We start from the raw sequence: 24,040 nt of genomic DNA, 5'->3' as shown, positions 1-24,040 counted from the left end.
TTTATAGAGATTACTAGGTGAGCTATGTCAACAAATCTTAAATTTAATAAACCAAGTTTCTTTAAGAAACTTGGTTTATTGATTGCATATGGACTTATTTCATCAAAAGTAATTTTCGTGTCTTTATAAGATCAGCTGCTTGCAGTTTATAGAAATAAACACCACTTGAAAGATTACTTGCATTAAACTTAACTTCATGATTACCCGGATGAAGTTCTTTATTTACAAGAGTTGCGACTTCTCTACCGAGTATATCATATACAATTAATTTTGTCTGTAGGGACAAGTCGCGACTTGTCCCTACGTTTGGAATTGTAAACTTAATTGCAGTTGTTGGATTAAACGGATTGGGATAATTCTGATACAAATGAAATTCCGAAGCTAAATTTTCTTCTTCAACATTTGTTGAATTGGGATCGTAAATTTTTATTTCATCAAACCATAATTGTGAGTTTGATAGCATTCCAAATTCGTCCACGATTTCAAAAATTTCAACTGCACTCCAATTAAAAAGTCCTTGAGGATTATACCAGGCATCATCCCAAGAACCAGTCTCATTAAAAGATGATAATGGAATTTCCACATACTGCCATTGATTATCAAAATCGACAACACTGTGATCAACTGTATAACTCATTCGCCATGGATGGTCTTCCTCGTTTTCTTTTGTATCAAGGAATCTAATTTCAAATTTTGAAAGTGGGTTGCTGCCCTTGATCCAAAAGCTAATGAAGTAGTTATTATGACTTAAGTAACTAAAATCCTTAATCGGCATAAACTTAAAACCGATTGAATTATATTGTGAGGGATTTGACCATGATATACAATAATCTCCTGTGTACGAATCAACATTATAAAAATTTAATACTCCACTTGTATAACCCGATGAAACAATTTTCGATTCGATGTAATCGGTATAAATTCCGAAGCCTGCTGAATCGGGTTTTAATTCAAATTCGGATTGAGGAGGGACATTAAATCCCAATGCAGCTAATAAATTTGTATTCAAATCATGTTCAAAAAGACCGTAACCATTTTGTTTGAACAACCCGAATCCACCATGATAATCCCAAGTTGTCCACGCAATACCGTTTAACTCCAGGTAATTTCTTACAACATTATACCAAAGTACTCGATCGGTATTATTTGAGTTCGGGATGTAAACACCAAACTCACCGCAGAAGATCGGGACATTTCTTTCAGTCTTGAAATCAATCGCAATATCCAACATCTCCCTAACTTTGCCAATCGTACCATCGTTATTATAGTTATTGAATGCACCTTCAACCCAAGTACCAACCAAGTCATTAGGAAGTTGAGGCATATTTGCAGCATTGTAAGGGAACGGCATTCCGCTTAATGAAACTAATGAAGGATCGGTCCAACTTGCACCTTGATGCGTAAATAAAAACGGATCGTAAAAATGAAATGTATAAATTAAATTATCGTCTTCGTAAACAGGCATGTATTTGAGATTGTTATAACTGTTCCATCCAGCCGGACCAACAATTATTGTATGAACAGAATCAATTTCTCTTATTGCGGTTATTACAGATTGTTGAATTGTATTCCAAGTATTATCAGCTATTCCGTGCGGTTCATTAAGTATTTCATAATAAATTAAATTAGACCTATTCTTAAAGTGCTCAGCCATGTTCTGCCAGACCGGGATTAAGATATCACCAATGTTGGGGTCGGTTGAAGTTGCGGGATCGAATGTGTGATTATCTAAAATTAGATGTAATTCTAATTCTTCCGCCCAATCGATTGCTTGATCAAGAAATTTCAGGAATAACGGATCTAGTTCATAATTTGGTGAACCGAGTGTCATGCTGTGTAAATTAATCGGCAATCTTATTACATCCGCACCGAGACTTTTAATATTCTCGAAATCTTGTTTTGTATATTTTGTGAAATGAATTTCGGTCGGACTATTAACTTGAAACCACCCGGTAAGATTAACCCCTTTGTTGAATGGAGTTATTTGAGATAAAAATGATTGCTGTAAAATTATAATGACAAGAAGATACAGTAGTTTTTTCATTAAGAAATTTCCTATTTATCAAGTTCTTCGAAAATCGGAGAATTCATTTGAATGAGATAGTCGCGAATAATTTTCCCGGATTGAGATAGTTCACTAACAGACCAACCCGATATTTTCACTGTTGTCGGAAGAAGTGCAGCGGAAGTTTCATCTTTGTTTACAATCGACCAGTTACACCAGCTCAAATTGTTGACCTCCATAAAATCAGCCCATTCATTTAGACTAACGTTATCAATAATTCCGCTTCCATTCGCCTCACTCATTCCCCATTCGGTAACAAACAAAGGAATGCCGGCATTTATTGCTTGAATAGCTTTATTTCTCAACTCCTGCTTGTGTGTGCTCGAATAAAAGTGTAACGAGTAAGCAATGTTATTTCCTTCAATCTCATTTCCAATTACATCTTGAACATCCTGCGACCAGTTACGAGTACCGGCAACAATTATATTATCGGAATCATTTGCTCGAATCACATTAATTACTTCTTGCGAATATGGTTTGAGAACGTCATTCCAAGATACATTTAAAGGTTCGTTATAAATTTCATAAATAATATTGGGATAATTTCCGTATTCGGATGATACACGATTAAAAAATGTTTTGGCTTCTTGCAGATGATCTTCAGCGTGATGATCATGCCAATCGATAATCACATAGATACCAAGTTCGATGCAGGCATCAATTGCGGTTTTTACTTTTTGATATTCTGCTTCGGGATTATCGAGATAACCGCCGTTCTCAACTCCCATAGCAGCACGTATGACCGTGCATTTCCAATCATCACGAAGCCATTTAATAGTTTCCCTATTATAATAATTTGCTCCCCACTGGCTCCAGAACAAACTCATTCCTCTGAGTGCGACAATATTACCATTTTTATCAACGATATTTTTTCCGTTCACTTGAAGCTGTCCGAAAAGTTCAACTACTGTTTGTGCCTCTTGAATTGGTTCGGTTGGATTTTCATCCTGATTTTTACAAGATACAATGAAAGGAAATATTAGCAACACAATTAATAATCTGGTTATTTTTTTCAATTTTTCCTCTTTGTTTGTCAAGCTTTTTTGAAGGCAATATCTCTTCGAAGATAAGTTGCCGATCTCCAAACCCATTCAAGTGGACCGAAGTGATACTTTTGAATCCAATAATGAGCAAGAGCGACTTGTATTATCCAAAATAAAATTCCCAAAAAGAAACTGGCTGTCTGCCCGATAAAATCATAAGCACCAAAACCGAAACCATAAAAGAAAGGAACGAAAAAAAGTGATTGAGAAACATAAATCGTTAGACTCATTCTTCCGCAAGGTGCCAGCAAGCTTAAGAATTTTCCAAAATAATTTAATTGATAAAGTAAAACGAATCCGGATACTCCGGCTATAATAAATGAAAGGTTTATATAGTTACCGATAACAGTTGATATAAACCAATTTTCAGTTGGATTAATAAATTGATTGATAAAGTTTTTTTGTGTCATCAATAATATTGTTAAAAGAAGAAAGTTTCCGAAAAGAATTTTTATACTTCTTAAGTTATCCTTAATATTTTTGAAGAACTGAATTCTGCCTAACCAAAATCCGAGTATTGACATTCCGATTATTGTCGATAGTCGTCCGCTCTCAAACATGAATGACCATTTTGCTAATTGAGAATTCCACAAAGTTGTTTTGAGCAAATCCGTAAAACTACCTTCCGCGTATGTTTGAAGTACGGGACCAAACAAAGCCCAGTGTACCGGAGGTTCTGAAATATTGAAAAATACTATATGAAGGATTGCCGGAATTTGAAACAGAAACACAGCAGCTAAAGTTAATAAGAAATAATTCTTTGCTTTGAAAATGGGAAGGAGTAAAAATCCGGTTAAAGCTAATAACTGTAAAATATCTCCGCCGTAAATCAATCCGTGCAGAAATCCTAAGAAGAGCAGCAAGAGTAATCTCCACGCAAATCTCTTTCGAAAATCGATTCCCCTTTCGGATTGATTATCAAGTATGATAAAAAAGCTTAATCCAAAAAGAAGCGCGAAGACGGCAAACGCTTTTCCGCCGAAGAGGAAAAACGAGATATCATTGAAAATACTTTCTTCCGGTTTGTACCAATACAACTCGAAGTACTCCACCATATGGACCATGAACAATCCCATCAAAGCAAATCCACGCAATGAATCGACTAAAATAATTCTATTTGTTGAAGTGTAAATCGAAGAGTTCATAATAATTCTATAAAAAAAGGGATTGAGGGAAAAAACCCATCAATCCCAATATCAATATTTCAGTAACACATAACGAAATCTGCTATTCGTCTTTATTATAAACACGAACGTAATCAACAACCATCTCTTTTGGGAAAAGTGTCTGAGGTGTTGGATTACCCGGCCAATCTCCACCTACCGCAACATTTAATAACAAGTGAAATCTTTTATCAAATGGCCAAGTTTTATAATCACCTTTTTTATCATTGTTGAAAGTGAAATAAACTTGTCCGTCAACCATAAAATCGATTTTATCTTCCGACCATTCAATTGCGTAGACGTGGAAATTATCATCGGCATCTGGGATAGTTATTTGTCCGGTTTTTTGAGTACCGATTCTATGGTTATAAGCTTCGGTATGAACGGAACCATGAATTTCCGAACCGGAATTAACATGTTCCATAATATCAATTTCACCGCTTGAAGGCCAACCGCCATAACTCCAATCCGTTGGAAGCATCCATATTGCAGGCCACATGCCTTGTCCGTATGGAATTTTAGCTTTTACTTCAATTCTTGCATAAGTCCAATCACCTTTGTTCATCGTTCTCATTCTAGCAGAAGTATAATAGCGAGTTCCTTCATCGCCTGTATATTCTTCTTGATGAGCTACAATGTGCAAGTAACCGTCTTGAACAAAAGAGTTTTCCGGTCTATCTGTATAATATTGCAGTTCATTATTTCCACCACCCCTAGCGTTGACTTCATGTCCCCATTTATTATTATCGATAGCTGAACCTTCAAATTCATCATTCCATACTAAAGTATAACCGGGAAGATCATTGTCGTCCTTTGGTGTTTCGGTTGGATTTGATTCATCTTTTGAACAACCCAAGGTGGTTAAGGAAATAATTAAAAGGAAAATTATATTTGTTATTTTTTTCATTCTATCACCAAAATATTGTGTAAAGAACCGCTAGAATTATAACTACTAAGTAAGCTCCAATGTTGAAAGCTTTATCTGTGGTAAACATTTTTGAAGTAAGAGTAATACCGTTTGAATCATCATCAACTTCTGAAGTTGTTAAACTGATCATTGCTGTAATTACGATACTAATTATGAATGTGTATAGCATTTGATCTAAGAATGGAAGCTGAACAAAACTTAACTTTAAGAATAATGCAACCGGTATTGATAGAATTGCTCCCCAAATAGCTCCGCGAGTTGTCGTCTTTTTCCAGAAAAGACCAAGCATTGCAACTGCAAGAATTCCGGGACTAACCAAACCGGTATATTCTTGAATATACTGAAACGCTTGAGGAACACTTTCTAATAAAGGAGCAACTAAACATGCAATCACCAATGCAACTGCTGCACTAATTCTACCAACTTTAACAAGTCGTTTTTCCGATTTATCTGTACCGATATAAGGTTTATAAATATCCATAGTGAAAATTGTCGAAGTTGAATTAAGCATTGACGCCAATGATGATACTATGGCTGCAGTTAATGCGGCAACAACAACACCTTTTAATCCGACCGGTACAAAGTGACTAATTAACCATGGGTACGCTTTATCATAGTTTATACCGCCGCCGGATTTATCGAAAGAATCTCTTACACCATCAATAATCGCTGTGCCTTCGGGTTGAGCATAAAGTACATATGCAATAATTCCAGGGATAACAACAATTAATGGAATAATTAATTTTAAGAAAGCGGCAAACACAATTCCTTTTTGAGCTTCACGTAATGATTTAGCCGCGAGAGTTCTTTGAATGATATACTGATTGAATCCCCAATAATACAGATTAGCAATCCACATACCGCCAATTAAAACAGCTATACCGGGAAGATTATCGAACTCGGGATGACCTTTTTCCAGAATCATGTGAAATTTATCACCGGCGGAATCATATAAATGCGAAAGACCAGCTAAGACACCACCTTCAGGCGTTACATAGTTTAATGCAATAACTGTTGCAATAATTCCACCAAGAACTAAAAGAATTACTTGAATAACATCTGTCCACGCAACAGCAGAGAGTCCACCGTATAATGAATACGCGGCAGCAATTGAAGCAAGCAGAATAATAAAAAATATAATCATAGAACCGTCACCGACACCCATAATTGTATCGAGTGCTTTAGCTCCAAGGAATATAACTGTTGTAAGATTTACAAAGATGAAGAGAAACATCCAGAAGATTGCGAGAATTGTTTTAAGCGTTGTATTATATCTCTGTTCTATGTATTCGGGGATTGTATATATTTTCTTTTCAATAAAGATCGGAAGAAAATATTTACCAACAATGATAAGGGTAATTGCTGCCATCCACTCATAAGAAGCAATTGCCAAACCAACGGCAAATCCTGAGCCGGACATACCGATAATTTGTTCGGCAGAAATATTAGCTGCGATCAGTGATGCACCGATTGCCCACCATGTTAAAGACTTGCCTGCTAAAAAGTAATCTTGAGAATCCTTTTCATGTCCTTTTTTATTGCGGGATACATAAAGTCCAAGACTAACAATCCCAATGATATAGACAATGAAAACAATATAATCAACAGTTGCAAAGTTCATAATAATACCTTACTAAAATGTGTAATTAATTTAGAGTAAATGATTTTATTAAATTACCGATTTTCACATTAAAGTCACCCGGTTCAACTACTTTTTTATTTTCTCTGTTATGAAACGATAAATGGTCCGAAGTAAGTGTAAAGTTTATAACTTTAGATTCACCCGGTTCAAGGTAAACTTTTTCAAAACCTTTTAATTGCTTTACCGGGCGAGTGACACTTCCGTATAAATCTGTTACATATAGTTCTACGGTTTCTTTACCGGCAACTTTTCCGGTGTTTGTCACCTTAACAGATACTTCAATACTTTCTCCAATTTTAGCACTTTCGGATACACTTAAATCAGCATACTCATATGAAGTATAGCTTAAACCAAATCCGAAAGGCCATTGTGGATCGTAATCATTCACATCAAATTTTTCTAATGGTTTATAGTCGTAAGTCGTAAATCCCATTGGTGTTTTTGGATAACTAAACGGAAGTTTACCGGATGGATTAACTTCACCATAAATAATATCTACTGTCGCATCGGCACCTTCCATTCCAGGGAGATAACCCATTAAAATTGCGTCAACTTTATCTACTATTTTATTTATGCCTCTTGGTCTTCCTTCGTAGAGAACTAACACAATTGGTTTGCCGGTTTTTGATAATTCATCAACTAATTTTAATTGTATTTCATTGAGAGTCAAATCGGTGATATTACCCGGTGTTTCACAATAAGGATCTTCACCAAGACAAGCAAAAATAACATCGACATTTTCTGCTGCTTTAACAGCTTCTTCAATGTTGATTTCCGAATTGATTGTTACTCCTTGAACAAAGCTTACATTATCATCTCCAATTTCGGCTTGAACAGCTTCAAGAAATGTATTTTTTTCTTTTGGGTAAAGTGATTCAACATTCCCTTGCCATGTAATAGTCCAACCACCGTTTAAGTTCATCATTTGATTTGATGTAGGTCCGGTAACTAAAACTTTTTTATCCTTTGAAAGAGGTAGAATTGAGTTTTCATTTTTCAATAACGTAATTGCTTCTTGAGCGGCTTTTAGATTTACTTTTCTGAATTCGTCAGATGCAAATCCGTTTATTAATTCTTTATTTGGATAAGGATTATCAAATAAACCGAGTTTATGTTTAACGTATAAAATTCTTTTCACTGCATCATCAATTCTTGACAGTGGAACTTCGCCTTCGTTTACTAATTCTATTAATAATGTTGCAAAGCTAAAATCAAATGGAACCATACTCATATCCAAACCTGCCATAACAGCCATCTTGACCGCTTCTTTTGGAGTAGCCGCAACTCTATCTCTTGTATGAAGACGTTTAATATCTTCCCAATCGGAAACGACAAATCCTTTAAACTGAAGTTCACCCTTGAGTATCTCAGTAATTAGAAATTGATCCGAATGAGCAGGGATTCCATTATTTTCGCCTGAGTTTACCATAACAGTTAAAGCACCGGCTTTAACACCAGCAGCGTAAGGAGGTAATAATATATCTCTGATAACTCTTTCGGGAATCCATGCCGGTGTTCTGTCACGACCATTATTCGGCATACTATCGCCTAAGTAATGCTTGATACATGCAGCAGCTTTAACCGGATTTGATGGATCATCGCCTTGAATACCCATAACATAATTTTCTGCTAATTGAGCTGCTAAATATGAATCTTCACCGAATGTCTCCCAAAATCGCGGCCAGTAAGGTTGACGACCCAATCCAAGAACCGGATTAAAATTCCATGGTATTCCAGAAGCTCTTATTTCGTATGAAGTAATTGCGGCTGACTCTTTCACCAAATCTAGATTGCGTGAAGCTGCCATTGTAATATTTTGAGGGAATAATGTCGATCCTAATGTATAACTTGCGCCATGGATCGCATCAATTCCATAAAGAATAGGAATCTTAAGATTAGTTTCTTTGGTCGCTACATCCTGAATTGTTGTAATAATCTCCTGCCATGCTTCAACTGTATTAGCCGCACCACCGGTATTTATTATCGATCCAATTTTATAATCAACCAGCGCATTGCGTAGTTTATCGATATCCATTGTAAGAGGTTTACTCGGATCGCGACCTTCACCTTCTTTAGTTACTACTTCTAAAGTGATTTGTGTCATTTGTCCGACTTTCTCTTCCAAGGTCATTTTGGCGAGAAGGTCCTCAATAAATTTGTCTTCTTCATTTACGTCGTTTGCTTTTGAGCTGAACGCTAAGAAGATAACGCTAATTACTATTAATACTAATGGGATAAAAAATTTCTTCATCTTCACCTCAGAGAGAATTGAATAATTTATTTCAGAAATACCATTTTTTTGACAGAAGTTATTTCACCGTCAACGGATAACCGATAAAGGTAAACTCCACTTGCTAAATTTTCCGGATTATATTGAAATTTATGAGAACCCATATCATTAAATTCATTTATTAATGTATCAACTTCGCGACCAAGCATATCATAAATTTTTAATGATACAAATGCATTCGTGGGAAGATGATATTCAATTGTTGTTGAAGGATTAAATGGGTTGGGATAATTTTGATTCAATCGTATCGACTTCTGTAATTCGTCCGAGTCACTAATACCGGTGGTTATTTGTTCAAGCTCAATTGCATTTATCAAAGCATAGTCGATTTCATTTGTGAAGTAAATATCAATGCGATCATCATCAATAAATATTTCATGCTCAATTACATATGCGGTGTTCTTCCCAGCAATTGAGAAGATATCTAAATCATCAGCTATTTTTTCATTCTCAATAGTTATATCAAAAACTCTTTTAGAACTTTCGTCAAAATAATTCTCAGCAAAATGGAGTTTAATATTATAGATACCTCTTGGTGCATCTATTCTGTAAGTAACTAGTCGATGTCTTTCTGAACGATATACTTCCGGAATGTCAGTATCAGCTATTTGCAAGTTGCCCGGATACAATGTGGGTGAACCATCCATAAAACCATAGTCTAAACTAGGCGTCCATTCTTGATCAGCCAAGAAATCATTTACAGCATTACCGCCGACATTAATTTTTACCGGAAATGTTAACGTACCTAATTGTTTAATTGTCTTTGCCGTTGCTGATAGAGTATTCGCTTCAGGTTTATCATCTTTAATGTTTTGAACGATAACGTTGTAGGTTATATCCGGATTATAATTTTGCGTGCTCAATGTTACGAAGGTTCTATCGGATGATAACTCAGCACCTGTTATAGTAACACCTGGAATAATATAATTCGTTATAGTTTCTGCAGAATTTTTATCAACCTCTTCACCAAATTGAACAATAACTTGGTTAAAAGAATTTTCTTTAGCCCACATAACAACCGGTGGTTGGTTATCAACAAGTCCGGTCTCACCTTCTCTGGTTAAACAAAGTATCATGACCCCGTTTTCGAACTGAACATTTTCAGTTACAAAATCGGATTCGTTACCAACCCAAGTATGAGTTCCTCTTCCCCATCTGCTGGAATCATAAAAATCAAAGTCATCACGCCATTGAAATGTGAAATTATTATCAGTTCCGGAACTACCTTCACCAGGTGTGTAGGAAGAATAACTTACCCAATCATAATAAGCACGAGCCGGCAAATTTTTTGAATCAATTTTACCAACCCAATCAATATAGTTTGGTGGCCAAATATTCATCATGATTTTTTGAGCGCGATTAATTTGTGCTATGTGATCTTCTGTTTGTCTGTATATTTCAATTCCGTCAACAAACCACGCTATATAATCAGGTGTCCACTCAAACGCATAAGTATGAAATTCTGCATATGGATTAAATTCAAGCGGAATACTTGCCTCGTGATTTCTTTGACCGGGTGAAATTACGTTACACTGAATTTGATTTTCGTATCGCCCGATAAACTCGAAATCAATCTCATTCCAATTATTTACATTGCTTATTTCATGATATGTAAAAAACGAAGATACAACACCTTCCCTTTTAGCGGGGATATAGCTCACTTCAAATCTACCGTAAGTAAAGGTCTCATGTGTTCTAAGTTCGGCACCTTTGTATTGTTTTGCATGAATAGTAACATTAAATAGAATGACAACGATTGCCAAGATTGTATAATTGATTTCTTTCTCTTTCATCATGAAATTAGAAATTTACTCCAATAGAAAATTTTTGAACTTCACTCAATCTTCCGAAATCAGAATACGAGTAATTAAAATTGATGTTGATATTACCGACTAAGTTCTGTCTAAAACCAGCACCGATAGTGAAGGATTCTTCGCTGTCTTGCAGTAATAGAGATTTATAACCACCTCTAATTGCAAAGATTCCGTTAAAAACATATTCACCGCCGATATTTAAACTCTCATAATCATTATTCGGGTGTGAAGCATCTATACCCAAAACTAATTTGTGATCTTCATTATCTATCGCATGGTAAGCAATACCAACCTTAAATCCCATAGGAAGATCCCAACTATCGGTTTGAAGTTCCGCTGGTATTCTGCCGTTATTACCTGTTGTCGTTTCATCAGGATCATATAATACAACTCCGGTATTTCCCATGAGATTCATTTTTGAACCAAAGTTTGTTATTGACATACCGAGTGTGATTCCCTTAAAAGGCGTGTCGTAAAGAACACCCATATCAATAGCGAATGCATAATCACTCATGTTCCAAATACTTTGGTAAACAACTTTGGGATTAAAACCGATTGAGAAGTCTTCAGTTAAATTAATTGCCCATGCTATACTAAAAGCTATATCACGAACCGAGAAGGTTTCTCCTGTTCCGTTTGGTTCTTCGATTGTTGTTACATTCATTTCGCCGTAATCAGAAGTAATGAAACTTACACCAAGTGTTCCAAAACTTCCTGCCTTAATTACACCCGCACCAAAGTTATACTTTAGATCAGCAATCCATTCCGTATGATCAAAGACAATTCCATTTTGATCTAGCCTGGCAATACCAGCGGGGTTCCAATAAACTGCTGAAGGATCATCGGCGATTGCAACGAATGCACTTCCCATCGCTGTAGCTCTTGCACCTTGACTAATTGTGAGGAAAGGTGCCGCAACGGTTCCGCGTTTCGAAACATTTGTTTCAAAATTATTTTGAGCAAAACCTATCGAGGTCAGCAATAGTAAAATTGACAATTTTATTGTTATTAGTCTTGCTTTCATAATTATTCAATTCCTATTTGATTATTGCAAATCGACCAATGTGTGTTCCAACTTCCGGTGCATCAATGTGATAAAGATAAAGTCCATAAGAAATATCCATACCATCATCAGAAACTAAATTCCAAGAAATTGTACCGTCAGTCGGAGAATTATCTTTATACAATGTTTTAACAAGCTGACCGGCAACAGTATAAATTCTTATGGTGCATGTTGATGGAAGATTAATAAAATCAATTCTTCTTTCGCCACGACCGGTTTGGTTCAGATTTCGTTTCTCCCAACTTGCAGTAGCTACATATGGATTTGGAACAACCGAGACTTTATCCAACGCAGATTTTGCTTTCTCAATATCTACACTAGAAGATTTTGTATTAAATGAAAAATAATCGCCCGAAGAAAATTGTTTGCTTGTTGAAATCTGATAAATATCACCCGGTTGAGGATATTGAGGCTGATAGCCGATTCCTGCCGGTTGACGATATGTAATTCTCCAGGTTAATCGATATTGTGTTCCCTCATATTCAATAATCACAATATCATCACCAAGCGATAAATCTTTGCTTGCATCATTATCGAAAATTTCAGCTTGAACGGTGTCGTTTGTTGTCATGTTGAAAACAAGAAAATTGACCGGAATATTAAAAAACGGCGTAGTTGCTTGCTGACTTTCGTAAAATTTAATTTGATAATCCGATGGCCATCGAATATTCCTTGCCGGGGCACTCGCATCGGGTGCCACGTTGATCGAAAGATTACTATTCCCAACAATCCAGCCAGTAGAAGAATCAACAACATTTACAGTAGTTTGATTGATAACTTCTAAAGTCATTCCATCAAATGGTGGACTGAATCTTCCGCTACCGATCGCGGTTGTATCCAACACATCAAGAGTATCAACAACGGATTCAAATGATCTTAAAATTCTGTACTTAGAAGTCGAATAGCGTGGGAAATTTCCATCTGATTCAAATACCACTTGGTAATTTGCGCCTTCTTTGATTTCAGCAGGATTCAATACCGATACATTTAGATTACCGGTACCAATTCCCGATGAAACAGAATTTAAATTCCCATCAATCTGTGGGGGTTGATAACCGGCTGCAGGCGCATTTGGAGTAACAACCGCACAATTTATATCAACAAATTTCAATACACCCGAAAAATCTTCACTTATAATTTTTGTACATTCTGAAGGAGTTAATCCGGTAGTACCGAATGAAGGATCACCTTGGTCATAAGAAACAATCGCATAATAGTATTTAACACCGTTTCTAACGTTTTCATCAACAAAGGAATGTTGTAAGCCGGTATTGTTTCCTCGCCAGAAGCTCGCACCGTTTATTCCAACCGGGTCCGGTCCGGAGATATCATTTTTTAAATCAAATTGAGCAATTGGTTTCCAATATTTCGGTTCACCTTTTGAGTCTGTTATAACTTTGATGTCATTAAACTCCGGTTCTTCACTTCTATAAATAAGATATCCTTCAAAATCCTTTTTAAATCCTTTTGTAGGATCGTTATCCTCAAAACCTAAGAACGGATCGCGAGATTCTTCGGCAATTGAATCCCAGTAAAGAAATACTTTCTTATCCCCGGGAACCGCAGTAACAGTAGGTTTAAGCGGAGGACGTGAGAAATTATAATTAGCGTTATAAATCTGCTGAACTGTTTCTTTGTTAAAAACTAAGTCATCCAAATCACTTCCAAACAATAATGCCATAGAAAATCTTTCGCGTAAGTTTTGTTTGAGCGGAAAAGTACCTGAGGCAAAGACCATACTAATATTTGAGCGTTGCAAAGAAGTATCAAAATTATTAGCCTGCATTCTCAGCCACATTTGCTCATCATCTTTAGGCCAACCACCGCCAGTTCCACCATCACCTAATCTATAAATTGATAAACTTGTTAAACCAATTTGATCTGACTCATCTTTATCTGTTCGATCAAAATTTGGTTCACCATCTGTTGGAATACCATCACCTTCACCAATATCGGGACCTGGATAATTTAGATCGAATGGACCTAGCCCATCTTGACCAACGTCATTATTCAATGGTTCATTTTCATCAGCATCCCATTCACCATTTCCGTTTAGATCGGAATAACCAACCCAATCACCATCGTTATCAATACCATCATCACGTCTTTCGTCAATCATTCCGTCATCATCGTTATCGATACCATCAAATCCATTACCGGGACTTTCTAGGTATGCATATCCATAATATCCTGTTGCCCATCCACCCGGAGCACCTTTACCATCGTCGTCATATGCATAAGCTAAATCAAGTATTTTATCATAAGAGGCATTGTCATCGGCATTATCAGCTGAACCACCAACACCGGTATCTGTGTAGAAACCGAAATAAGTTGTCGGATGATCTTGATCTGAGATGTTTACGATATCATAATGCCAGAAAATTATATCTTCGGCCAGTACATGGGACCACTGAAACCCGCGAACTTCAACACGGAGTCCAATTCCTTTTCTATTTTGATCTTCGGCTATCGGGAAGTAATTATATGGTGCTCTAGCCCACTCACCATCTTTGGAATCATCCATCACAAAGAAGGTTTCAAAATCGGAATTTGTAACACCCTTCCCAAAATATCCGAACCATAATCCATCCCAAGATGCATCAACATTAGGTAACGACTTAGGCCAAAACTCAGGCCAAGATGTCGGGTCGGTGCTAATAGCGGGTTTTTCCGAGGAAGCGTTAACATAACCCGGCACCGGTTCGAGTCCCCATATTGTACCTGTTATCGGATCTCTATCCATCCATTCACGATAAGAGGATTGTAAGGGGTGAACAATTCCACCGGCTGTTTGGACTTCAGTGGCAATTAGAACAGCAACTCCATCAAGATAGTTGTGTCCGCTGCCTTTAGGCCATTCGCCGGAAGGAGAAAAAGGCCACTGACCAACTTCGCCGTTATTATAAAATAATGTTCTGACTAAGTTGCCATCCATTGTTCCTTCTTTTCTGTATTGGATATCGCCGTAAGGTTCGGCTCTGTATGCTTGGGTTTGCGGTGTTACCTGTGCAAACGAAACAGAGATCAATATGAAAAGAAGATTTAGTATGAAAAATTTTCGAAACATTAATTTCCTCCATTAGAGAATATTACTACTTAAAATCCAAAACTCAATCCGAGTCTCACTTGTCTTGGTGCAGAATACATACTTGGGTTATTCACAAATTGATCGATAGTATTCAATCCGTTTATGTCTCCGGCATACTTTGTATTTAAGTCAGAATTCGCACGACCGGTTGTTGCATAAACGCCATATTCGTTACGTGTATCGAATAAGTTGAATACAAGTAAATAAGCATGCATCTTTACTCCGAAAATATCGAAGAATTTATCCGCTTTTAAGTCCACATTAATTGTTGCCGGTTTACGACCACCGTTTTCAAATCTAACCCCGTTGGAAATTTGTATGTCTTCGGTATAAGGCATTCCGGAACCGTATTGCACAATAAAACCGACTGTCCAATCACCGGGTTGTCCAATAGTTGCTTGAATGTTCAAAGTTGAATTTTGATCCCAATTTAGTGGTACAACTTTTTTCTCGGGTTCAACAGGCGGATCTGATTGGTTATTATTATAAACAGTAAACGGATCGGATGAGTTGCCTTCTGCTATTTGATACGTGTAGTCAATTGTTAAACTGAAGAAATCGGCAAATCTTCTATCAAGTGTTAAAATTAATCCTTTTACGTTGCCGTAATCTTTATTAATAAAACGCGCATACTTAAATCCTTCATAGGTATTAACGATTTCCATTCCCAATAAATTTCTGATATCACTATAATAAGCAGTAACATCAAGAGAAACATTCGGGAAAACAACTTGCTGCAATCCTAATTCATATTTAACTGTCTTTTGCGCGTCAAGATCAGGATTGCCGGTAATTGTGTTGAGCGATTGTCCTTGGTCAATTATATATTCGTCATTTCTGTAAAGATTTTCGAAATTTGGTATTTGGAAGAAGTGACCATATGAAAAATAAATTGCACCTTGATCAGAGATAGGAAATGAAACACCGATACGCGGGCTAACTTGATATTTTGCTTCAACTTCTCTTGTTAGTCCGGCACCCGGAAAATTCGGATTTGGATTAATTCTCGATGGATTTCTAAAATCCGCCGGCATTGTTGTATTAGGGTTGAAATAATCGAATCGAATACCGGCATTGATAATCATTATATCGTATTCCATCTTATCTTGTATAAATCCAGCTATTTGATATGGCTCTTTGTAATAAGATTGATTACCGGGTGTACCTGGATCACGATAACCCAATGTAAATATCGGATCACCGTTTTCATCAACTTGTCCTTCAGTTAAATTATAAATTGTTGACCAGTGATTGTAAATCTCATGTCTTTGTGCTTCAACACCAATTTTTACTTTATGCTCTTTAGAGACTTGAGATTCTAAATGCCATTGACCGATCATAGTTTTTGTTGATCTATTATATCTATCGGATTCTTGTCCACCGTGTCTAAAGGTATAACCTGAAGTAGGGGTACCTTGATAAGGATCAACATAGCGAGGATCATAAGGATCTTCGTAAAGATACCCGTTAAATCTATATATGTTGTTTGATAATTTTAAAGTCGAAAAAGTGCTTTGAGATGGATAGAAAGAAATTTGGAGATTATGAATTATATCTTCACCGTAATGTGTTTTAATACCATCGGGCGTCCATTTGTATTCATGAGAGTAATATTTATTTTCCGAATCATCCCAGAATAAACCATAACTAAATTTCCACTGCGGCAACGAATAAGTTAATTTACCGTTAAATGAAGTTCGGTATTCATAATTCATTTTAACGTATGAATTATCTCCGGTAGGTTGAAATGGATTTGAATCGCTAGTATTATAAACTCTTCTACCATAAAAATAACCATCATTTCTGAAGTATCTTCCAGTAACAAAAAAGGATAGATTGCTCAATGGAGTTGGGCCGCTTAGTGAAAGATTAAGATCTTTAACGCCATCGATCTTTAGATTATCCAAATTTTCATAAACGCCATCATCAGCCGCAAGATAAGTTCCTGCATAGGCAGTTACATTGCCTTCATATTTGGAACTTCCTTCTTTGGTAACAATATTTACGACACCGGAAAGTGCTTGTCCGTATTCAGCATTAAATGTTCCGCTAATTACTTCAAGTTCTCGAATGGATGAATTTTCGATCTGAACCGAATTCGATCCGCTGAATACATCAGTAATTGGAATACCGTCGACAAGGTAAGCAACCTCGTTAGATCGTCCTCCTCTAAAGTGACCGTCAACAACACCTGCTTGTAAATTGATAACTTGGCTAACATTATCAACAGGCAACAGTGCAATTTCACTTGAAGAGACAGTAGCTTTAGTAGAGGTAAGATCTTTTGTAATTAAAGGTCTTTCTGCAGTTACAATAATATCTTCACCCAATTGAATTGATTCGGGGACCAAATTGACATCAAGACTTGTGGTAAGGTCAATTCTTACAACAACTTCATTGATGATCGTTTTACCGTAACCGATTGCACTCACAATAACAGTATATTTACCGGGAGGGATATTATTGATATAATAGTAACCTTCAAAATCGGCAGCCGCACCAAAGTATGTTCCTTCTAAAACAATGTTTGCCCCAATTATCGGTTCACCTGTTTCGCTGTCTTTAACATTACCGGCCACTTTGCCAGTTTGTCCGGCATAAAATGTTGTGGCGATAAATAACAAAGCAAAAATAAATTGCACGAAAATTCTATTCTTTTGTTTCAATTTCAACCTCATTGAATTGAGTCATAATTTCATTCAAGAAAAGGCGGGGCATATTTTGGGAGGTACCAAAAGCCCCGCCGAACTGCATATCTTATTTAATTAACATCATCTTTTTAGTATTTACAAAATTACCGGATGATAATCTGTAAATATATACACCACTTGCTAATGTGCTAGCATCAAATGATACTGTGTGATGACCTGCATTTTGTACTTTGTTTACTAATGTTTTTACTTCTTGACCCAATATGTTGAACACTTTCAATGTAACTAATTCATTAGTAGGAACAGTATAGTTAATTGTAGTTGTTGGGTTAAATGGGTTTGGATAATTTTGAGATAATTCAAATGATAAAGCTAGTTCATCATCTTCAACATCGGAAATCATTGAATTACCAATCCAAGTATAAGTCCAACGGCTAACATTATTCCAAGATTGATCTTCATTGTTTGGAGATAATGTCATGATACCTTCTCGTTGGCCGGTTGCATCGGCATCATTTAACGAATAGTCAATTTTAATTCTATGACCTAAATCAGGAGTGTATAAAATATCATCCGGGTTAGCTAGTTGACTAATTTCTTCAAATGACATTCTACCTTCAATAAAGTAACCTGATGGGAATCTTTCCATAAATACATAGTCTTCACCGGGACGTTTAATCACAGCATCGCCAATGTTAGCTGCTATGATAGCATTTGATACAAATCTGAATTGATAATCAGGCTCAATACCGCGTTGATGGGCAACGTGTGAAAGTCCATGCCAATTGTATAAACCGATAAATAGATCTGCACCATCAGTCAAATAAGTTGCAATTGTTGTATCAATAGAGTTTACATCGTCGGTAATATCGAATGCAAAATAAAGGTATTCAGCGTCTGCAGCTAAATAAGCATTAACTGAAAGATCTTCATCGCCGTCAATCACTTGATTTGTTACAACTGTACCACTTCCATCCGATGGGAACATTCTGAAAGGCATGATATTAGCCCACTCACCAAGATTACCGTCAGCTACAAAATTAGCCGGGGCACCATTATTAATTACTGCAACACCTTTTGCTGTATTGGTTAGAGTAGCAGGATCGGATGCTGCAATTACGCTTTCATTTCCTGAAGCATCTACACAAGTAACGGCATAATAAAATGTTACATCTTGATCTGTAAGTGGAGCTCTCAACACGTGAGTAGCTAATTGTTCATTTTCTCCAACTCCAATAGCAACAACTTCTACATCAAGCTTTGTTAAATCTGTGATTGGATTAAAACTATAAAAGATATTGTAAGATTCATTTGATTCACCGGGAACATCTGTCCATGTAATTAAGTTAACATAATCACCGGCAGCAACGTTAACAAGACCTGGAGCATCAGGAGCAATTACGTCAAATTCTGGATCACCTGTCCAAACATCATCAAGATAAACAGTGTACCCTGCGCCAGCTGCACTAGCCATTAATAATTTAACTTGCTTAACTCTTGAAGAATCCATTTCACCAGGAGTTGTTCCGCTTCCATTCCAGCCACCGTCAAATCTGCTGAAATCTCTAAGAGGAATTGATACTACCTTCCAAGTGCCATCATAATTAAGCATTGATTCTTCGATCATATATCCAGCTTCAAACATTAAATCCGGACCGTCACCGTCTGTATCGTCATCAAGAATAACAAGTTTAAGAGGACCAATACCGGCATCAGTTTTAATTTTAAATTTCAGAGAATCGACACCCCATCTAAAAGCTAAGTTTTTAATTTTACTTAAAGTCCAGTTTACGCCATCCCAAACTGACCAATCACTTCCAAGCGTCCATTTGATTGATTTAGTACCGGGGGTATAAGCTTCTTCGCTAGTAACTTCTACTCCGTGATCACTCCAACCACCTGTTCCTAAAGTAACACCTCCAGGAACTGCTGCGCCGTTGAATAAAACTAATGGATTTGCAGAAGGGCTCTTTAATGTCATCTTATCGAAAACGATCTGTCCGTTTACAGCATCACCGTCGCCGGAACCATTAATAGAGATTTCAAAAGAGAAGCCTTTTATTTTATCTAAATCTAATGTAGCGTTACCTGCAATACCAGACCAGCCGGTCAAGTGAAATTTGTCGTCACCGGATTGATCTGTATCTTGAACACCTGCAAGTACGAATTTTAATTCGTGCCAGCCCGGTGCATCATCCAAGATGAAATTGAACGAATACCAGTATTCTACATCACCTACATCATAGGTTTTGTTACCGGTAGTTGCATCGCTGACATCGTGAAGATTTAGTCTAAAATGGACTCTACCTGACTCAGAAGCCGGTATAGTGTTATTATACCATATTGATAGAGTATCATACGCTGACCAGTCATATGTACCGTTTGAGTCAGCATAATACCAGTGTTCAAGTTTCACGAAACCGCCCCAGGTTTCGGCATTGTGAGCACTGTATGTTACTTGCATTGCAGCCGCACCATCATGAACATTATCGTTCACGAATTCAAAATTCATGTAGCTGACGTTTGAATCGGCATTATCGTTTTGATAGAATGCCCAATAATTTGAATCAGGAGCTTCATCAAAATCATTGATGATCTCCTCTTGTGCAAAGATTGCCCCAGTAAAAAGAATAAGGCAAATAAGTAAGAATCGCTTCATAAGGAATTCCTCCCTTTATTGATGTTTGTTTTGAATATGAAGTACATTAAATCATTTACTCCAGTTTAATTTTTTATTTTTGCTCTTGTCCAACTTGTTGCTAAATCATTTTTACGAAAAACAAATTCACCTGTTTTTATTCCTTCTTGAATGCTTTGTGTTTTTACCAGACTAGCTATAACAAGCACAACCGAGGTAACAACAAAAAGCATAGTTGCAAAATGAAGGTAGTTTATTTCGGAATATGCAGTCAATAAACCTAAATCCCCTATTAAGCTTGGATTTACTATACTCAATAAGATTTTAATGAATCCAAGAAATCCACCAGTTATTAAAGCAATTATTGCGGCAGATGCGGTAACCTTTCGCCAGAAAATTCCGATCAAGAATACACTTGCAATAGGCGGACTTATGTATGCCTGTAAAGTTTGAAGATAAAGATAAATGTCCGTGCTCATCATCTTAAGAAGCGGAATTAAACAGATAGTTAGAATTACTATTATCGTTGTTGCTAGCCTTCCAACCAAGACAAACTCTTCGTCTTTCATCTCAGGTTTACGTGGTTTATAAAAATCATTTGCTATCAATGTGGCTGAGCTGTTAAATGCGCTCGAAAGAGATGACATCAACGCTGCGAATAAACCTGAAATTACTATTCCTTTAATTCCAACCGGTAGAAGATTTCCGGTCAACAAATAAGTGTAGGCTTCATTACCGGAGATACCGGGAAATAAGACTACAGCTATCATACCTGGAAGAATGAAAAGAAAAATTGGGAAAATTTTTAAAAAACCTGCTAATAATGTTCCCTTACGTGCGTGTTCAATTCCTTTTGCACTTAGGATTCTTTGAACAATGTACTGGTCGGTACACCAATACCAAATAGCAAGAATCGGTGCGCCAAAAATAATACCTGTCCAAGGGAAATCCGGATCATCAATGGGTTTAAAGAGTGTAAAATAATCATTGGGGAGCTGCTCGGTCAATGCTGAAAAACCACCTATTTGAGAAATACCATAGTAAACAAGTAGAAATGCGCCGAAGATTAAAAGCCCGGCTTGGAATAACTGTGTTTTGATAACACTGTGCAAACCGCCGACAATAGTATAGAGACCAGTGAGCAGAACAATTAAAACCGTGGATGCAAACATATCCCAACCTAGCACCAATTTAAGTAAATAGCTTGCCGCGAGTAATGTAACCGCAATTTTTGTGAAGAAATAAGCAGTGACAGAAATTGCAGCTAAATATGTTCTGCTTCGCTGGTCAAATCTTTGTCCGAAAAATTCCGGAACGGTAAAAACTTTTGAACGTAAAAATATAGGGGCAAAAACATAGCCGAGAATTATTAAAATAAAAACAGCCAGCCACTCAAACTGACCGACCGAAAGTCCGCGTGTAGATCCGGTACCGGCTAAACCAATCAAATGTTCTGATGAAATGTTTGTGGCAAAGAGAGATGTCCCAACTGCTATCCACCCCATTTTCCTTCCGGCAAGAAAGTAATCTTCGGAATTTTTGATCTTAGATCGTTGATGATAGATACCGATCAGAAGAACAATTCCGAAGTAAATAATGATTACAATATTGTCTATAAAACTGATGTTTTCAATCAATTATAATACCATGGGGTTTGGTTATTAATTATAATACATAAACGGTGCCAAAGGTATTTTGATTGATTTGCTGTAATTTGGAGGATTTTAATTGAAGGAATTTAATCTGATTATCAATTTGATAAGAACGAAGTTATTATTTTAATAAGAAATTAGACCACTAATCTCTTTTTATACTAGTTACTTTTTTTCATTTTGATTAATCTATTGTGAATTTCTTCTGCACCTTTGTAATCAGGATTAAGTAATAAACATTTCTCAATAGCACTTACGGCGCTCTCCAAATCATTCATGAAAAAATATGACCTAGATAAATGAAAATAAGCTTCAGCATCTCTATTATTGAATTTTACTGCCTCATTTAACAAAGCATTTGCGAGATTATTATTACCTTCATTAAGATTTATTACACCAAGATTTTTTGATGTGAATCCATCCGGATATCGTTTGTGATTTCTTACTAAAATATGTTTTGCGTCTCTCACATAACCGGCTTTAATAATTTTGGGAATTGCATACTGCAATGCTGATTTATAAAATGGTCTATCTTCCATTAAAGAAAATATTTCTTTTATCGCCTTTTCATATTGGTCTTCTTCAAAATAAAAATCAAAAAGTTTTAGATGAGCAGCAGCCCATCCAAGTTCTCCTTGAATTGTTAACATTGCTGTTGAATCAGCAAAATTATTCAACTTGTAACTACTTAACTTATATTCAGCATTCGTAAAAGGAAAACTGTTAAGTAACAATTGAATTTTTATATCAGCAAGTGTTGAATCATATCTTGTAAATGGGAAATTATCCTCTAAATATTTATTGACAGCATCCGGATTAACTTTCAACTCTTTCCTGAATTTTTTTTTCAATTGTTCATCAACTTCTGCATAGAATATATCCGCCATTAAATTATATCCGGTTAGATTCGGATGAAGATGATCAATCATTAACTCATAACCAATAATTGAATTGCTGCTTTTCTTGTAAAATCCATTTTGCAAATTAACCACTTTAAAATTTAACTCGTCGGATAAGTCATCTATTATAAGATTAAAATCCTCGGTTGCTCTGAATTTAATCAGATCATTATCTTTTGCTTTAATAAATTCTTCTCTAGCTAGTATAGAATCACCATCTAACAAATATTTTTCAGCCGTTTCGTAATATTGATATGCCAGGCTAGATTTTCTACCTAACGGTTTTTGTTTAAGATTAGATACAAGATTTCCAATTATAACCGGCACATTATTATCAATACATTTATTCAATATCTCGGATAAATTATTTCTGTATTGCTCAATTCCCTTTTTATAAATTTCAGAATCAAGAGATACTTCTTGCTCATTTATCATTGATTCCATTAAAGTATTCCGAGAAATATTCTTTTCGGAAATAATTGATACGCTTACTGAACTGATTATATTCCTTAGTAGCTGATAAATTTTTGTTTCTCTAAAGGTGAGTGTGAGATTAATTATAAAAGTATTCCCGGAAATATATTCAGTTGAAGCCGGACCAAGTGCACCGTAAAATTCATTGTGACCAGAATAGAACAGCAGCAAATCGGGTTTATGCGATAAAACATCCGGTAAAATATCTTTTATAAAATATGTGTTGACCGCTGAGACACCAAGATTTATAACCTCAATCTTATGTGTAGGATAAAACATTTCTAACTTATTTTTTATGATCCGCGGGAATGATGCATTAGGTGAATAAGGATAACCTGCTGTTGTACTTCCTCCAAATGCAAATATCCGAATTGTGTTTTCTGCCTTTTCTTTATCAAAAGGATCAGGGATTACTGAAGGAATTGTTTCAGAATTCGTAAAATATTTTTCCGGAAATTTTGGGTTGAAAAAATATTGATTCGATGATATTTCTTCGATAACAACAAAAGTGGAATAATCTTCACCGTATTCAAAAATTCTCAAAAATAATTCAAGAAGAATAAAAAATATAATAGGTATAGCGATTAATACGAGATAGAACCATTTCTTAGTTTTAGTATTCTTCGACAT

The 24,040-nt window shown here is 36.1% G+C and carries 13 protein-coding genes; all 13 read right to left on the bottom strand.

Annotated features, from left to right (window positions below; all coding sequences use genetic code 11):
- Window positions 1-94: 94 nt before the first annotated feature.
- Window positions 95-2,044 carry a cellulase family glycosylhydrolase gene (locus tag QY331_06250; protein ID WKZ70849.1) on the bottom strand — a complete coding sequence of 650 codons (1,950 nt, stop codon included), beginning with the start codon at window positions 2,042-2,044 and terminating at the stop codon, window positions 95-97.
- An 11-nt stretch (window positions 2,045-2,055) separates the two neighbouring features.
- Entirely contained in the window at window positions 2,056-3,081 is a 1,026-nt protein-coding gene (locus QY331_06245; GenBank protein ID WKZ70848.1) for a glycoside hydrolase family 5 protein, read from the bottom strand.
- A 17-nt stretch (window positions 3,082-3,098) separates the two neighbouring features.
- Complete coding sequence (locus QY331_06240) at window positions 3,099-4,253, bottom strand: DUF418 domain-containing protein (GenBank protein ID WKZ70847.1); 1,155 nt, start codon at window positions 4,251-4,253, stop codon at window positions 3,099-3,101.
- Between the two features lie 82 nt (window positions 4,254-4,335).
- Entirely contained in the window at window positions 4,336-5,178 is an 843-nt protein-coding gene (locus tag QY331_06235; GenBank protein ID WKZ70846.1) for a glycoside hydrolase family 16 protein, read from the bottom strand.
- Window positions 5,179-5,182: 4 nt separating this feature from the next.
- Window positions 5,183-6,820: a sodium/sugar symporter gene (locus QY331_06230; protein ID WKZ70845.1), complete on the bottom strand. Its 1,638-nt coding sequence runs from the start codon at window positions 6,818-6,820 to the stop codon at window positions 5,183-5,185.
- A 25-nt stretch (window positions 6,821-6,845) separates the two neighbouring features.
- Entirely contained in the window at window positions 6,846-9,092 is a 2,247-nt protein-coding gene (locus QY331_06225; protein ID WKZ70844.1) for a glycoside hydrolase family 3 N-terminal domain-containing protein, read from the bottom strand.
- Between the two features lie 26 nt (window positions 9,093-9,118).
- The gene (locus QY331_06220) at window positions 9,119-10,927 is read right to left on the bottom strand and encodes a family 16 glycosylhydrolase (GenBank protein ID WKZ70843.1); all 1,809 of its coding nucleotides are present in this window, start codon (window positions 10,925-10,927) and stop codon (window positions 9,119-9,121) included.
- 4 nt (window positions 10,928-10,931) lie between these two features.
- Complete coding sequence (locus tag QY331_06215; protein ID WKZ70842.1) at window positions 10,932-11,969, bottom strand: PorV/PorQ family protein; 1,038 nt, start codon at window positions 11,967-11,969, stop codon at window positions 10,932-10,934.
- Window positions 11,970-11,982: 13 nt separating this feature from the next.
- The gene (locus QY331_06210) at window positions 11,983-15,075 is read right to left on the bottom strand and encodes a hypothetical protein (protein WKZ70841.1); all 3,093 of its coding nucleotides are present in this window, start codon (window positions 15,073-15,075) and stop codon (window positions 11,983-11,985) included.
- Window positions 15,076-15,104: 29 nt separating this feature from the next.
- Window positions 15,105-17,762 (bottom strand): TonB-dependent receptor, encoded by a 2,658-nt coding sequence (locus tag QY331_06205; protein ID WKZ70840.1) that lies wholly within the window; start codon window positions 17,760-17,762, stop codon window positions 15,105-15,107.
- A gap of 91 nt (window positions 17,763-17,853) precedes the next feature.
- Window positions 17,854-20,406 (bottom strand): T9SS type A sorting domain-containing protein, encoded by a 2,553-nt coding sequence (locus QY331_06200; GenBank protein WKZ70839.1) that lies wholly within the window; start codon window positions 20,404-20,406, stop codon window positions 17,854-17,856.
- A gap of 65 nt (window positions 20,407-20,471) precedes the next feature.
- Complete coding sequence (locus QY331_06195) at window positions 20,472-22,022, bottom strand: sodium/solute symporter (protein ID WKZ70838.1); 1,551 nt, start codon at window positions 22,020-22,022, stop codon at window positions 20,472-20,474.
- Window positions 22,023-22,198: 176 nt separating this feature from the next.
- The gene (locus QY331_06190; protein WKZ70837.1) at window positions 22,199-24,040 is read right to left on the bottom strand and encodes a hypothetical protein; all 1,842 of its coding nucleotides are present in this window, start codon (window positions 24,038-24,040) and stop codon (window positions 22,199-22,201) included.

The organism is Melioribacteraceae bacterium, assembly GCA_030584085.1.
Taxonomy (GTDB): domain Bacteria; phylum Bacteroidota; class Ignavibacteria; order Ignavibacteriales; family Melioribacteraceae; genus SURF-28.
This window is presented reverse-complemented; position numbering and strand designations above follow the sequence as displayed.